General features: G+C 68.7%; 14 protein-coding genes. 9 read left to right on the top strand and 5 right to left on the bottom strand.

The features are described 5' to 3' along the window. Positions 1-82: 82 nt before the first annotated feature. The gene (locus tag ACWF0M_RS14825) at positions 83-847 is read left to right on the top strand and encodes an SDR family NAD(P)-dependent oxidoreductase (protein ID WP_452236191.1); all 765 of its coding nucleotides are present in this window, start codon (positions 83-85) and stop codon (positions 845-847) included. 204 nt (positions 848-1,051) lie between these two features. Then, complete coding sequence (locus ACWF0M_RS14820; RefSeq protein WP_130386345.1) at positions 1,052-1,282, top strand: hypothetical protein; 231 nt, start codon at positions 1,052-1,054, stop codon at positions 1,280-1,282. 243 nt (positions 1,283-1,525) lie between these two features. Here ACWF0M_RS14820 and ACWF0M_RS14815 read toward each other — a convergent pair whose 3' ends face one another. The 3 genes from ACWF0M_RS14815 to ACWF0M_RS14805 form a co-directional block, all read right to left on the bottom strand. Next, the gene (locus tag ACWF0M_RS14815; protein WP_452236190.1) at positions 1,526-1,882 is read right to left on the bottom strand and encodes a VOC family protein; all 357 of its coding nucleotides are present in this window, start codon (positions 1,880-1,882) and stop codon (positions 1,526-1,528) included. Positions 1,883-1,995: 113 nt separating this feature from the next. Further along, on the bottom strand, positions 1,996-2,613 hold the full coding sequence (locus tag ACWF0M_RS14810; RefSeq protein ID WP_452236414.1) for a M23 family metallopeptidase: 618 nt from the start codon (positions 2,611-2,613) through the stop codon (positions 1,996-1,998). 188 nt (positions 2,614-2,801) lie between these two features. Next, complete coding sequence (locus tag ACWF0M_RS14805; protein WP_452236189.1) at positions 2,802-3,473, bottom strand: hypothetical protein; 672 nt, start codon at positions 3,471-3,473, stop codon at positions 2,802-2,804. A gap of 141 nt (positions 3,474-3,614) precedes the next feature. Here ACWF0M_RS14805 and ACWF0M_RS14800 point away from each other — a divergent pair, with 141 nt between their 5' ends. Both ACWF0M_RS14800 and ACWF0M_RS14795 read left to right on the top strand, forming a co-directional pair. Beyond that, complete coding sequence (locus ACWF0M_RS14800; protein WP_452236188.1) at positions 3,615-5,357, top strand: PHP domain-containing protein; 1,743 nt, start codon at positions 3,615-3,617, stop codon at positions 5,355-5,357. Next, positions 5,354-5,926 (top strand): hypothetical protein, encoded by a 573-nt coding sequence (locus ACWF0M_RS14795; protein WP_452236187.1) that lies wholly within the window; start codon positions 5,354-5,356, stop codon positions 5,924-5,926. Before ACWF0M_RS14800 ends, ACWF0M_RS14795 begins: the two co-directional genes overlap by 4 nt. 19 nt (positions 5,927-5,945) lie before the next feature. Here the strand turns inward: ACWF0M_RS14795 and ACWF0M_RS14790 are convergent, their stop codons facing one another. Then, positions 5,946-8,189, bottom strand: coding sequence for a HelD family protein (locus tag ACWF0M_RS14790; protein WP_452236186.1), 2,244 nt, complete (start codon positions 8,187-8,189; stop codon positions 5,946-5,948). Between the two features lie 114 nt (positions 8,190-8,303). Here ACWF0M_RS14790 and ACWF0M_RS14785 point away from each other — a divergent pair, with 114 nt between their 5' ends. The 3 genes from ACWF0M_RS14785 to ACWF0M_RS14775 all read left to right on the top strand — a co-directional run bounded on the left by ACWF0M_RS14785 (position 8,304) and on the right by ACWF0M_RS14775 (position 11,186). Continuing rightward, entirely contained in the window at positions 8,304-9,416 is a 1,113-nt protein-coding gene (locus ACWF0M_RS14785) for a M4 family metallopeptidase (protein ID WP_452236185.1), read from the top strand. Positions 9,417-9,514: 98 nt separating this feature from the next. Beyond that, positions 9,515-10,039: an NADPH-dependent FMN reductase gene (locus ACWF0M_RS14780; protein WP_452236184.1), complete on the top strand. Its 525-nt coding sequence runs from the start codon at positions 9,515-9,517 to the stop codon at positions 10,037-10,039. A gap of 73 nt (positions 10,040-10,112) precedes the next feature. Then, positions 10,113-11,186, top strand: a complete 1,074-nt coding sequence (locus ACWF0M_RS14775; protein WP_452236183.1) for an LLM class flavin-dependent oxidoreductase — start codon at positions 10,113-10,115, stop codon at positions 11,184-11,186. Positions 11,187-11,242: 56 nt separating this feature from the next. Here ACWF0M_RS14775 and ACWF0M_RS14770 read toward each other — a convergent pair whose 3' ends face one another. Then, positions 11,243-11,782, bottom strand: coding sequence for an Lrp/AsnC family transcriptional regulator (locus ACWF0M_RS14770; RefSeq protein ID WP_452236182.1), 540 nt, complete (start codon positions 11,780-11,782; stop codon positions 11,243-11,245). 132 nt (positions 11,783-11,914) lie between these two features. Here ACWF0M_RS14770 and ACWF0M_RS14765 point away from each other — a divergent pair, with 132 nt between their 5' ends. Both ACWF0M_RS14765 and ACWF0M_RS14760 read left to right on the top strand, forming a co-directional pair. Next, positions 11,915-13,069 carry a trans-sulfuration enzyme family protein gene (locus tag ACWF0M_RS14765; RefSeq protein ID WP_452236181.1) on the top strand — a complete coding sequence of 385 codons (1,155 nt, stop codon included), beginning with the start codon at positions 11,915-11,917 and terminating at the stop codon, positions 13,067-13,069. A 182-nt stretch (positions 13,070-13,251) separates the two neighbouring features. Then, positions 13,252-13,608, top strand: a complete 357-nt coding sequence (locus tag ACWF0M_RS14760) for a helix-turn-helix domain-containing protein (RefSeq protein WP_452236180.1) — start codon at positions 13,252-13,254, stop codon at positions 13,606-13,608. Position 13,609 lies beyond the last annotated feature (1 nt).

Below are 13,609 nucleotides of genomic sequence, written 5' to 3'. Positions count from 1 at the left end.
CGTAGCCGTTCTGACAGCTTCGGCGTGTCTTTCCTGAGGAAACCCTGTGAATCTCCCGACACTGTTGATCTACGCTCCGCCCATGCAGCCGAGTGCGAAACGCGTCCTGGTGATCGGTGGCGGCGGAGGCGGGATCGGTCGCGCGACGACCGACGCCTTCGGCAACGAAGGGGCCGCGGTGATGGTCGCGGACCTCGATCCGCAGCGCGCCGCGGAAGCCGCCGACGCGGTGCGGGCAGCCGGCGGTACGGCGTACCCGATCTCCGGCGACGTCCGCTCGGCGACCGATCTCGAGGCGATGGTCGCGGGCGCGGTCGAGAAACTCGGCGGACTCGACGTACTCGTCACCGTCGTCGGCGGGCAGGTCGCGTTCGTGCCCGCAGTGAAGCTGCACGAGATGGCCGACGAGGACTGGGACACGATCTACGAGGTCAACCTCCGGTACGTCGCCCGCGCCGTCCGGGCCGCGCTCCGCGTCTTCCTCGACCAGGGCACCGGCGGCGCGATCGTCAGCGTCGGATCCGTCACCGGATTCATGGCCGCGCCCGAACAGGCGGCGTACGGCGTGATGAAGGCCGGACTGCTCAGCCTGGCCCGCACGGTCGCCGCCGAGTACGCGCGGGACGGGATCCGGATGAACGTCGCCGCGGCCGGGGCGATCGCGACCGCCGTCGCGAACGGAGTGGTCGCCGCCGACGTCGTCGAGGAGATCCCGGTCGGCCGGTTCGGTCGTTCCGACGAGGTGGCCCGGGCAGTGGTCTACCTGGCCTCCGACGCGGCGTCGTACATCACCGGTCAGCAGCTCGTGCTGGACGGCGGCGTCTCCGTGCGCGGGCCATTCGAGTAATCGAACACATTGTCGAAAGAATTGGATCCTGGCGGGTCCGAAAAAGTTTTGCCGGTTGCCCAGAAAATCCGAATCCGGGCGTGACCTCGACTCCGCGTCCTCCGTTGGAAGTGACGTGACGGTGAACACAACACGGCGCACCGGCACCGCGCTCGCCCGCGTTTTCCAGGCCGTCCACCCCTCGAAGTACAGCCAGGAGGACAAGTGACAACCGCCACCGCCACCCAGACCATTTCGCGTCGACGCGTGCGTGTCTGGTTCGGTGAGCACGTGATCGCCGACTACAACGCCGAGCCGGCGTTGGCCGAGCGGTACGCAGACGCCATGAGCCGTCGGTTCGCGGGTCTTCGGGTCACCAACGACCCGATGCCCAACGTCGACAAGCTCCCCGACCCCCTGCCCGGCGAGCGTATGTGGGATGTAGCGCCCCGCTGAGAAAATACCCCCGGTGCCTTTCGCGTTCCGTAACTCACCAGACAACCCACGCGGAACGCGGCCAGGTCGAGTCGCCTCACCTCGACCACCAAGGAACCGGTGCAGTGCTCTTCCCAGGGCACGCGGCGGCAAGCGAGTGTGGGCGTTCTGCCCCTCGCTTGCCGCCATTTTCTCCCTGCAAATGCGCCTGACGAAACAAACCCCGTTCGCACCGGATCCCCCAAGGTCCGGTGCGAACGTTTTTCACTTCTGCGCGTAATACTCCGGTTTCATCTGGATAAGCTGCACGTAATTACCGTCCGGGTCGATCAAGGTCGCGAACCACCCGATCCCACGATCCTCCGGGTGCACCAGCCAGTCGACGTCGAGCGTCCGCAGGTGCGCGGCCGCCGCCTCGATGTCGTCGACGGCGAAGTTCACGATGTGCCGCCCCGGTTCGGCGTTCTTGGCCGCGACGTCGTCGCGCTGCTCGATCACCAGCCCGAACCCGCCGAGGTCCAGGTTCCCGTACCCGTCGACCTGCGCCCGGAACCCGTCCCGGTACCAAGCCTTCAACCGCTCCGCATCCGCACTGCCGAGCAACATGCTGTTGAGAATCACGATCCGTCCTTTCACCTGACGCTGACCCCGGTACGTCGGAGCCGCCGACGCACTCTCGACACCGTCGGGGCAAGACGACACCGCTGTCGGGGTCAGGACGACACCGCCCGTGGTCAGCAGTACGAGCGGCAGCCGTGGTCTGCGCCGTACGCCCGGCGACCCGCGGCGACCGCCGCCGCGGGGGACAGTTGCCCGCCGTGATGCCAGCTGTTCAGGAACTGCTGCGGTGCGACCGCCCCGCGCCGGATCCACCACATGTTGGGCCCGGTCGGCCAGCTGATCCCGAAGTGCAGGTGCGGTGGGGTGCCCTGAGCGCTCCCCGTCTTCCCAGTCCGACCCAGAGTCTGCCCGGCCCGCACCGACACCCCCGGCGCGATCCCGGGCTGGATCGCTGACAAGTGGGAGCCGTAGTACCGAACGCCATCCGTCCCCACCACCGACACCGAGAGCCCGCCGCGGTCAGCACCTCGGTTTGTCTTCGGATCCCATGAGTCGACCCGCGTCACCTCGTCCACCCGCCCGTCAACCGGCGCAACGAACAAACACCCGACACGCGCAAAGATGTCCGACGCCGGATAGTCATGGTGGCTCTGCGAGGCGTCCGCTCGGCACCCACCTACGGGAAACACATACCGCGGTGCTGGGCGCTCCGGGTGAGAAGGCCGCGCCGTTGGAGCAGGGTTGCTCGGGTGTGGCGGAGTGCTTGGGTGCGCCTGCGCGGCCGGCGGCATAGTGGTGCTCGTTGTCGTCGATGTGGTGGACGGCTGCGGTATGCGTGACGGCTGCGGTGTTGATGCGCTTGGTGTCGGGTCGGCGGTGGGTTGCGCCCGGTCGAAGACGCCGGCTGCTGAGAGCGCGAACAACCCACCGCCGGCGACGACCGCCAGCGCTGCGAGAAAGACCGTCCAGAGGCGCCGCGTCACGGATACCAGAACGCGTTGACTGCTGCAGACGAGTACACGGTTTCACACGGTATCCCGTTCTTGTCCGCATCCATCCGATCCGGCATGCCGTAGTACCACCAATATCTGACCGCCTCGGAGTACGACGCACCCCGCGCAGCGAGGTCCCGGCAGTACAGCCCGGCCGACCAGAACACGACGCCGCTGATCTCACGCCCGTTCCAGTAGGCCGCGACGTCACCGCGCGGGTACACGGTCTCGCACGGAATTCCGTTGCGGTCGGCATCCATCTGGTTCGGCTGACCGTGCAGTCGCCAGTATTCGATCGCCGCGACATAGCTGTATCCCTTGGCGTTCAGGTCCCGGCAGAACAGCCCGGCCGGCAACGACCGGACATCTCCGACCGCCGGCGCCGACTTCGACATCCCCTTCACCGTCGGCTGCGGTACGACGGTCTTCGTGATCACCGACACCGACACCGGTGCCGACGCGACCGGCGCCGGGGCCGCTGTCGACGGCGTGGTGTCCGCCGCCCGCGGTGCCGGATCGTCCTTCGTCATCAGCACCACGAGCCAGGTCAGCAGCACCAGGATGACGCCGACCGCCACCCCTCCCAGCGCTGCCAGCGTCGCGTTACCGCGCTCGTCCCGCCGGTGACAATGCGTGCGTGTATACGGTTCTCCATTCATGATTCCCCCCGCCAGCTATTGAAACTCCGTCACTTTGTGTTGTCCACAACTCGGCGCCGGAGTGGTGTTCATCCGGGGAACATCTGGTGGTCATGCGGACGGGTGATGATCGCGCCGAATCCGCCTGGGAGAGGACTGTCGATGGGGCACTTGCACGATCACCCGCATTCGCATTCGCACGACCACGAGCACGACCACAGTCACGGGCATCACCATCCGAATGCCGAGTTGGATCAGGCGACGCTGGCGGCGTTGGACGAGTCGGTGCCGGACAGTGACCTGTCGCCGGCGGAGGTTTCGCGGCGCGGGCTGCTGCGGTCGGCCGGGATTCTCGGGGGTACGGCGGCGCTCGCCATGACAGGTGCTCAGTTCGCGGCGGCCACCGCGCCGAAGGATGGGTGGATCTTCCAGCACGGCAACCGGCCGAACGTGTGGCTGGCCGGCGACCACCACATCCACACGCAGCTGAGCTCCGACGGCATGTACCGCGTCATCGATCAGGCGCGCCACGCCTCGGCGTACGGGCTGGACTGGCTCGTCATCACCGATCACGGCGGCGCGACGCATGCGCGGATCGGCGTCGACCTGGTCAACCCGCAGATCAAGGCGGCCCGTGCTGAGCTGCGCGACACGTTGATCTTCCAGGGCTTGGAGTGGAACATCCCGGCCGCCGAGCACGGCACGGTGTTCGTCGCGCCGGGAAGCCGCGAGGTCGACGTACTGAAGCAGTTCGAGAACGGGTACGACGGCAGTGTGAACAACGCGAGCGCGAACTCGCCGGCCAACGAGGCGCTCGCGGTGTCCGGTATCCAGTGGCTCGGTCAGCAGGTCGACCAGCGCCGGATCGCGGACGCGCTGTTCCTGGCCAACCACCCGGCCCGCAACGGGATCGACAGCCCGCACGAGATCCGGAACTGGCGTGACGCCGACCCGCGGATCGCGATCGGCTTCGAGGGCGCGCCCGGTCACCAGGCCGGTGGTCTCCCGAAGGGCATCGGCGCCGGCAACGCCCGCGGTATCTACGGCAACGCCCCGAACCCGAACTCGTTTCCCGGCTACCCGGCCGAGAGCTACCGCACCTGGGGCGGTTTCGACTGGATGACCGCGACCGTCGGCGGCCTGTGGGACAGCCTGCTCGCCGAAGGCAAGCCGTGGTGGATCACCGCGAACTCCGACTCGCACGTGAACTGGAACGAGACGTCCCGCCGCCCGGACGGCTCCAGCCAGGCGCAGTTCGACCGCGACGGCCGGTACATGGACCCGGTGTACGGCAACACCGTCAACTCCACCGCGAGCGACTTCTGGCCGGGCTTCTACAGCCGCACCCACGTCGGCGCCGACCGCCGCGACTACCTCGCGGTGATGGAGGGCCTGCGCCATGGCCGTGTCTGGGTCGACCACGGCGCGCTGGTGAAGGGTGTCGAGGTCGAGGTCCGCGAGGTCGGCAAGCGGTACGGCGAACCGCTCGGCGGCGCGCTGATCGTGAAGAAGGGCCGGGCGATCGAACTCGTCGTACGGATCACCACGCAGACCCTGCCGAACTGGGCGAACTTCGTGCCCGCGCTCAACCGGGTCGACGTGATCCGGGGCTCGGTCACCGGACCGGTCGGCGACAAGGACACGATGACCGCGCCGAACACGAAGGTCGTCCAGCAGTGGGACACCGCGGGCAAGCGCGGCACGTTCGAGCTCGTGTACCCGCTCGGTCCCGCCGAGGAAGCGCAGTACGTCCGAGTTCGTGGCACCGACGGGAACCGCAGCCAGCCCGGGTACCTGGGCGCGGCCGTCGACCCGGCCGGTCCCAAGCTGGACGTGGTCGGCGACGCAGACCCGTGGGTCGACCTGTGGTTCTACACCAACCCGATCTGGGTGCTGCCGAAGTGATCGTCGCGGTCGATGCCGACAGCTTGGACACGGCCGCGGCGGATCACCTGGTGTACGAACTCGTCGGTGCCGTCGACCAGCCGGTCGTCGCCCTCACCCACATGGTGGCGGGCGACGACCGTCCGCATGTCGCGGTATCCCTCACGAGTACGGCGGATCTCGCGGAGTCGATCCGCGCGATGGTTGCCGACCGCAACGTCGGGCTCGCGGTCACGCGGCCCGGCGCGTCCGAGCCGGAGCTGGCCGGACCGAGCCGCCTGGTCCGCGGCGCGTACGTCGCGGCGGTCGAGGCAGCCCTCGGTACGGCGGGTCGCGTGGTGCGCTGGCCCGGTCACGAGCAGGCGCACGGCGTACTGCCCGCCGCGGAACTCCGCGTCCGCTGCGGTATCGACCACCTGGAAGCGATCGGCGGCGTCCCGATCGAGGACGACACCTTGATCGACACGCTCGACTTCCTGCGCCCCCTCCGCCGCGACGGCCGCCTGATCCTCCAGGTCCAGCCGTCCGCCGGCGACCTCCTCATCCCCTTCGAACTCCAGCACCAGCAGAAGTGCTGCGCCGACCACTAGCCCCCTACGCTGAAATCGTTCAGCGTGAGCTCCAGGCGGAGGAGTTCTCGAGTACGTCGGGTAGCTCGCCGATCACTCCGAGGCGTTGGGTGCAGCGGGTCAGGGAGACGTAGAGGTCGCGGAGGCCGCGAGGTGACTCGATGACGATGCCGTCCGGGTCTACGACCAGGACGGAGTCGAACTCGAGGCCCTTGGCTTCGCGAGCGGTCAGGACCGTGACGCCGCTCAGGCCGTCGACCGCCTCCTGGATCAGCTCGAGCCGGCTGCGGGACGTGATCACACCGACCTCGCCGTACGCCGTCTCCTCGGCCGCCATCTTGTAGACGTACAAGGCCTGTTCGGCTGCCGGTACGTCGACGTGCCACGGTTTCATGCCCGTGGAGCGGACCGATTGGGGCGCCCGCGCCGACGGGTCGACCTCGCGCAGTACAGCGTGCGCGAGCTCCATCACCTCGGCCGGTGTGCGGTAGTTCAACGTCAGCTCCGCCAGCCGCCAACGATCACCGAACGTCTCACCGAGCGCCGACGCCCACGACGTACCGCCGCCGATCGAGCTCGTCTGCGCCACATCGCCGACCACCGTCATCGACCGCAGCGGGCACCGCCGCGCGATCGCCCGCCAAGCCATCGGCGACAGCTCCTGCGCCTCGTCGACGATCACGTGACCGTACGTCCAGCGCCGGTCCGCGGCCGCGCGATCGGCGAGCGTCCGGTCGTCGTCCGCCTCGTACCGTTCGGCGAACGCCTCGGCATCGAGAATGTCCTTGGCCGTAAGGATTTCCGCCTCGTCGTCCTCGTCGAAGTCGGTCGACCCCGAACCAGCGAGAACATCCAGAGCCCCTTGTGCATAAGCGATTGCCCGCGCCCGGGCGGCCCGCTCCCGCGCCGCCTCGGACCCGTCGTCGCCGAGCAGCTCCGCGGCCTCGTCCAGGAGCGGTACGTCGGACTGACTCCAGTCGTCGCCGTACCGCAACAGGTGTTCGCGATCCAGCGCGGACAACTGCGGCGCCGCGGACGCGAGCCGGTCCTCGTCGCCGTACAGATCCTCGAGCAGCCGCTCCGGACCGAGTAACGGCCAGAGGCGTTCGAGCAGTGCCTGTACGGCGGGCTCCGCGAGCACCTCGCTGCGCAGTTCGGCGAGGTCGTACTCGTCGAGCAACTGCTCCCCGTCGAGCGGATCGGTGCCGATCAGTTCGGCGTACTGATTGGTGAGATGGTCGGTGATCTCGTTGAGGACGAACGGCCGCGCCTGGTTGTGGGTGAGGTTGCGGTTACGGACTCGTGCGTGGACGGTCTCGCACACGGAAGGATCGAGGGAGAGCTCGGTGCGTTCGACGGTCACCTGGACCGGGCGTTCGGGGAGCCACTGCCGATCGGCGACCGTCTTCGCGATCACGTCGGCCATCACCGTCCGGCCCTTCACCTCGGCGCTCTCCGGCGACTCCGGGCGGGTCGCGTGCACACCCGGGAACAGTTCGGCGATCGTGACGAGGCGGACACCGTCCTCACCGAGTGACGGGAGCACTTGGCCGATGAAGCGCAGGAACGCCGCATTCGGTCCGACAACGAGAATTCCGCGCTTTTCCAGTTGTTCACGATGCGTGTACAACAGAAATGCCGCACGATGCAGCGCGATTGCCGTCTTACCGGTTCCCGGACCGCCTTGGACGACCAGGATTCCGGGCAGTTCGGAGCGGATGATCCGGTCCTGGTCGGCCTGGATCGTCTGGACGATCGACTCCATCCGGCCGGTCCGGCGGGCGTCCAGCGCCTTCATCAGCACGGCCTCGCCGATCACGCCGGTGCCGGGTTTCGAGACGTCCGCGGCCTCGCGCCCGAGGTCGAGCTGCTCGTCCTGGACGTCGACTACGCGCCGCAACCGGGTCTGGACGTGCCGTCGGCGGACGACGCCGTGGTTGGCCACCGCGGTCGCGATGTAGAACGGCCGCGCCGCCGGGGCGCGCCAGTCCACCAGCAGGGGTTCGTAGTCGTCGTCGTGCAGACCGATCCGGCCGAGGTGCAGGACCTCGCCGTCGGCGGCGTCCAGGCGGCCGAAGTACAGGCCTTCCTCGGCGGCGTTCAGCCGGACCTGCCGGAGCTTGAGGTCACGGATCCGGCCGTCACGCTGATGCAGCGCCTGGGCGTTGCGGGTGTGCACCAGTTGCTCGTCGTCGGCGCGTGCGTCGGTACGCTCGCGCTCCGCGTCCAGCGCGGCGTAGAACGTGATCAGGCTGGCCTGTTCGGTTTCGACTGGATTCGGCAATTCCTGTCCCTTGTGTTAAAATCCGTGCCGTTGGTTCGCGCCGCATTTGTGGAATTCTCCCGGCGCCAGTCACAAATCCTTGAGTTTATCCGGTGCCCGGGTTTTCCTGTAGTGGTGTTCCACGCCATCGTCCCGCCGTACCTGCTCGAGCAGCTCGAGCGATCCGCGGGTGACCCCAGCGTTCGTGCCCGGATCAGGCAGTCCCTGCAGCACGACGCCGTACTGCGAACGCGCCCCGCGGCCGGCCGGGAACCTGTCGTGGCGGCCGGCCGGCAGCGCGAGGTGTACGACGCCGAGAACGGGACCGATCTGCCGGGCACCCTGGCCCGCTCCGAGGGCGACGATCCCGTCAAGGATCAGGCGACCAACCAGGCGTACGACGGCACCGGTGCGACCTGGACGTTGTACAAGGAGTGCTACGGGCGCCACTCGGTCGACGGCGCCGGCCTGGTGCTGACCTCGACGGTGCACTACGACCGCGGGTACGCGAACGCGTTCTGGGACGGCGCGCAGATGGTGTTCGGCGACGGGGACGGCGAGATCTTCGGGAACTTCACGTCGTCGATCGATGTCACCGGCCACGAGTTGACGCACGGCGTCACGCAGTACACGGCCGGGCTTGCGTACGACGGCCAGTCCGGCGCACTGAACGAGAGCATCTCGGACGTCTTCGGATCGCTCGCGAAGCAGTACGCACTCGGTCAGAGTGCCTCCGACGCCGACTGGCTGATCGGGGCGGGACTGTTCCTGCCCGGCGTGCAGGGTATCGCGCTGCGGTCGATGAAGTCGCCCGGGACGGCGTACGACGATCCGCGGCTGGGGAAGGATCCGCAGCCGGCCGACATGTCCGGGTACGTCGACACGGCCGACGACAACGGCGGCGTACACATCAACTCAGGCATCCCGAACCGCGCGTTCTACCTGGTCGCGGCGGAGCTCGGCGGGAACGCGTACGACGCCGCCGGCAAGATCTGGTACGGCACGCTGACGTCGGGGAGCCTCTCGTCCTCGGCAAGGTTCGCGGACTTCGCCGCCGCAACCCAGGCTGTGGCGCGCGACCTGTTCGGCGACGCGTCGCCGCAACTCGCCGCGGTCAACAACGCGTGGCAAACCGTCGGCGTCCTGGGCGACCAGACCCCACTCATGAACGCAGCCCAAACCAACCTCGCAACCACCACCCCACCCGCCGCACCCCCCAACCAAAACCCACCCGCCGCAACCGCCTGACCCAACCCCAGCAACCACCCGCCGCACCCCCATCTCCCCTCGTCCTCCGTCGAGACGGTTTGACCTCAAGTCTTGTTGAGGTATTAGCGTCGTTGGCTGTGACAGTTCATCCGCTGCGGCTCGTCGTGCTGACGCGCAACCTCGACGCCGGGCGGTTCGGGACGGCGGTCACGCGGTGGTTCGCGCGGGAGGTCGAGCGCGCGGACGAGTTCAAGCTCGACCTGATCGACCTGAGCGTGGTCCCGCTCACCGAGCTGCCGGCGCGGATCGAGGACGCGGACGCCGTGATGATCGTCACGGCCGAGTACAACCACGCGTACCCGGGGGACGTGAAGACCGCGATCGACGCCGTACGCCGGCCTTGGTACGCGAAGCCCGTCGGTTTCGTCGTGTACGGCGGACGCTCCGGCGGACTGCGAGCGGCCGAGCAGCTCCGGCTCGTCTTCGGCGAACTGCACGCGGTGACGATCCGCGACAGCCTCGGCTTCCGCGAAGAAGACTTCACCGACGGCGAGCCGGCCGACCCCACGACGAACGCGGCCGCCGCCGCCCTCCTCCGCCAACTCGCGTGGTGGGCCCGCTCCCTCCGCGACGCCCGCGCCGACCGTCCGTACCCGGGCTAGCGGATCTCCAGCACTCCACAACTGCGCTTCGGCCGCCCGCTCCACGCTCAGCCGGCGCTCGTCCGGTCAATTGATGAGTGCTGGGGATCCGGAATACGCTGCCCGCGGCGGCGGTTGGCAGTTCTACGTGAGTGCTGAAGCGATGCCCTTGTCCGTGCTCGACCTCTCGCCGGTGCCGACGGGTACGCGGCCGTCGCAGGCGCTGCACGAGACGCTCGAGCTGGCCCGCACCGCCGAGGCCGCCGGGTATCACCGGTTCTGGCTGGCGGAGCACCACAACATCCCGAGCGTGGTGAGCAGCAGCCCCGAGGTGATGATCGCGGCGGTAGCGGCCGCGACGTCGACGATCCGGGTCGGATCCGGCGGAATCATGCTGCCGAACCACTCCCCGCTCAAGGTCGCCGAGACGTTCCGCGTCCTCGGCGGGCTGTACCCGGACCGCATCGACCTCGGCCTCGGCCGCGCGCCAGGCACCGACCAGCGCACCGCGCTCGCGTTGCGCCGCAGTCGCGAAGCGCTCGCGGCCGACGACTTCACCGAGCAGTACGCCGAGCTCCGCGCGTACGCCGAAGGGTTCCCCGCGGGGCATCCGTTCGAGCCGATCAGCGCGCAACCGGACGACGTACCGCTGCCGCCGGTGTGGATCCTCGGATCGAGCACGTACGGCGGGCAGGCGGCCGCCGTGCTCGGGACCGGGTTCGCGTACGCCGGCCACTTCGGGACGCTCGATCCGGCCGGCGTGATCTCGGCGTACAAGAGGGACTACCAGCGGTTCGAGCACGACGGCGGACCGCACGCGATTCTCGCGCTCGCCGCGATTGTCGCCGAAACCGAGGAACGTGCGCGGCAGCTCGCCCGTGCGAACGCTCTCTCCATGCTCCGCCTCCGCACCGGCCGCCCGGGCCCGCTCCCGTCGCCCGAGGAAGCCGCTGCCTACCCGTGGTCGGAGGCGGAAGAGGCCGCCGTCGAGGAGTGGGCCGGCCTGGTTTCCGTCGGCACCCCCGACCAGGTGGCCGCCGACCTGCTCCGCCGAGCCAACTCCGCCGGCGCCGACGAGCTGATCATCACCACGAATATCCACAACCCCGCGGAACGCCGCCGCTCGTTCCAGCTCCTCGCAGAGGCCTGGGGTCTGAAGGCCCGCTGAATCGCGGACCTGCGCCACTCACCAACACCCCAATCGCCGGTCGTCGGCGGGCGGCGTCAGCCTGACCGCTGCGGTTTGCGCGAGGTTGGTGAGTGGTGCACGTCCGGCACGCCCCGGACGTGTTCGAAGATGAGGCTCGTCTCCGCATGGCTGACCGCCGGATCGGCCGTCAGGTGGTCGAGCACGAACTCCCGGAGCGCGTCCGGCGTCGCCGCGGAGACGTGCAGCAGGTAGTCGTTGGCGCCGCTGACGTGGAACAGCGACAGGACCCCGGGGAGCCGGGGGACCTTCGTGCGGAAGCGGTCGATCTCGTCGCGGGAGTGTGCGCCGATGCGGATCGCGATCAGCGCCTGCAGCGGCTGACCCAGCGCGCCCAGGTCCACGTCGGCGTGAAAGCCGCGGATCACCCCGCGCTCGCGCAGTGACCGCACGCGCGTGAGGCACGTCGACGGCGCGACTCCGGTCGCCTCGGCGAGCGCGTTGTTCGCCATCCGCCCGTCGGCGGTCAGCAACTGCACCAGCTTCCGATCGACCTCGTCGAGTCCTTCGGGTGCCGGTCTCGGAGCCGGTCCAGGGCTCCGACGATCCTTCGGCATGCCTCCACTCTAGGGCTCATCCACAGAATCCACAGCATGTGGATGACCCTGTGGACGAATTTTCTTCGGAACTATTGCGGCTGGATCGCAGAAGATTCCATCCTCGCTTCCAACCTTGGTGAGGAGGCAGCGATGACCACGCTCGACACCCGGTCCGTACACGCCGGCCGTGACGACCTGGCCGCTCTCGGCGTCCACGTCCCCCCGATCGATCTGTCCACCACCTATCCGCTCCCCGACGTCCACACCGGCGGAGCCTCGTACGACGCACTCGCGCAGGGCCGCGGGCCGGACGGCGGGAGCCTCGTCTACCAGCGTCTGTGGAATCCGAACGTCGCGCGGTTCGAGGACGCCCTCGCGGAGCTCGAACACACCGACGGGGCGGTCGCTTTCGGGTCCGGCATGGCCGCACTCACCGCATGCCTGCTCGCCACTGTCGCCGCGGGCCGTCCACACGTGGTCGCCGTACGCCCCCTGTACGGCGGCACCGACCACCTGTTGTCCACAGGTCTCCTGGGGACAACTGTCACCTACGCCGAGCCGAGTGAGGTCGCCGGAGCGATCCGCCCGGACACCGGCCTGGTGATCGTCGAGACCCCGGCGAACCCGACCGTCGACCTGGTCGACATCCGGTACGTCGCCACCGCGGCCGGCGACGTACCGGTCCTGGTTGACAACACCTTCGCGACGCCGGTCCTGCAGCAACCGGCTCGGCACGGGGCGAGCCTGGTGTTGCACTCGGCAACCAAGTACCTCGGCGGTCATGGCGACGTGATGGGTGGCGTCGTCGCGGCCGGCGTGGAGTGGATCGGCCGGCTTCGGCAGATCCGCGCTGTGACAGGTGGCCTGCTGCACCCGTTGGCGGCGTACGAACTGCACCGGGGACTGCAGACGCTGCCAGTGCGAGTACGGGCGCAGCAGGCGACCGCCATCAAGGTCGCGGACTGGCTGTCCGCGCAGCCGAACGTGGAGCGGGTCCACTACCCCGGCCTGACCGATCCGGCCGGGCTGATCGGTCGGCAGCAGGCGGGGCCGGGCGCGGTGCTCGCGTTCACGCTCAGCGGCGGCTACGAAGCGGCGTCCCGGGTAGCAAGCAGCCTCAAACTCATCACCCACGCCGTCTCACTGGGCGGCGTAGACACCCTCATCCAGCACCCCGCCGCCCTAACCCACCGCCTAGTCGCCTCAGAAGCCAAACCACCCGACGCCCTACTACGCCTAAGCCTCGGCCTAGAGGACCCCGAAGACCTCACGGCGGACCTAGCCCAAGCCCTCACCCACGCCTGACTTCCCGACTTTGAGAAGCCACCAACCATGTTTCGGCCGCGAAGGTGGTTGGTGGCTTCTCAAAGTTGGATTCTGCGCAGGGCAGAACGGCGTGGGGAGTCTGCTCAGGGCAGATTCGGGGCGGTGGACCTTCGTGGGGTGGCACACTCGGTACAGGAGATCCGAGGCGAGGAGGGCCAGACGTGTTGCTACGCCAGGTGATCGGAAGCGTTTTCCGCCGGCTGCGGCGCGAGCGGGGAATCACCCTCCGTGAGCTCGCCGAGTTGGCCCAGGTATCGGTGCCGTACCTGTCCGAGATCGAGCGCGGCCGCAAGGAGCCGTCCTCGGAGATCCTCGCCGCGATCTGCCGGGCGCTCGATCTGGAGCTGTCCGACCTGCTCGCCGAGGTGCAGTTCGATCTGACCACCGCGGTTCGGTCGACGCTGCCGATCCGTCTGCAGACCGCTGCGATCCGCGTCGAGGACCCCGCGGCGCGCCGCATGCCGTCCGGCCCGCGCGCGTACTCCTCCCTCCCCACGGCCTACACGCTCGTCGCCTAGA

This window comes from Kribbella sp. NPDC055110, assembly GCF_053607525.1.
The sequence above is the reverse complement of the archived record's forward strand: the minus strand, read 5'-3'. Positions and strand labels throughout refer to the sequence as shown.

What these genes read in the sequence shown, in the direction of transcription:
- ACWF0M_RS14825 (WP_452236191.1), top strand. Translation starts at nt 83, where the DNA reads ATGCAGCCGAGTGCGAAACGCGTCCTGGTGATCGGTGGCGGCGGAGGC.
- ACWF0M_RS14810 (WP_452236414.1), bottom strand. Translation starts at nt 2,613, where the DNA reads ATGCCGCCGGCCGCGCAGGCGCACCCAAGCACTCCGCCACACCCGAGC.
- ACWF0M_RS14805 (WP_452236189.1), bottom strand. Translation starts at nt 3,473, where the DNA reads ATGAATGGAGAACCGTATACACGCACGCATTGTCACCGGCGGGACGAG.
- ACWF0M_RS14800 (WP_452236188.1), top strand. Translation starts at nt 3,615, where the DNA reads ATGGGGCACTTGCACGATCACCCGCATTCGCATTCGCACGACCACGAG.
- ACWF0M_RS14775 (WP_452236183.1), top strand. Translation starts at nt 10,113, where the DNA reads ATGAGTGCTGGGGATCCGGAATACGCTGCCCGCGGCGGCGGTTGGCAG.
- ACWF0M_RS14770 (WP_452236182.1), bottom strand. Translation starts at nt 11,782, where the DNA reads ATGCCGAAGGATCGTCGGAGCCCTGGACCGGCTCCGAGACCGGCACCC.
- ACWF0M_RS14765 (WP_452236181.1), top strand. Translation starts at nt 11,915, where the DNA reads ATGACCACGCTCGACACCCGGTCCGTACACGCCGGCCGTGACGACCTG.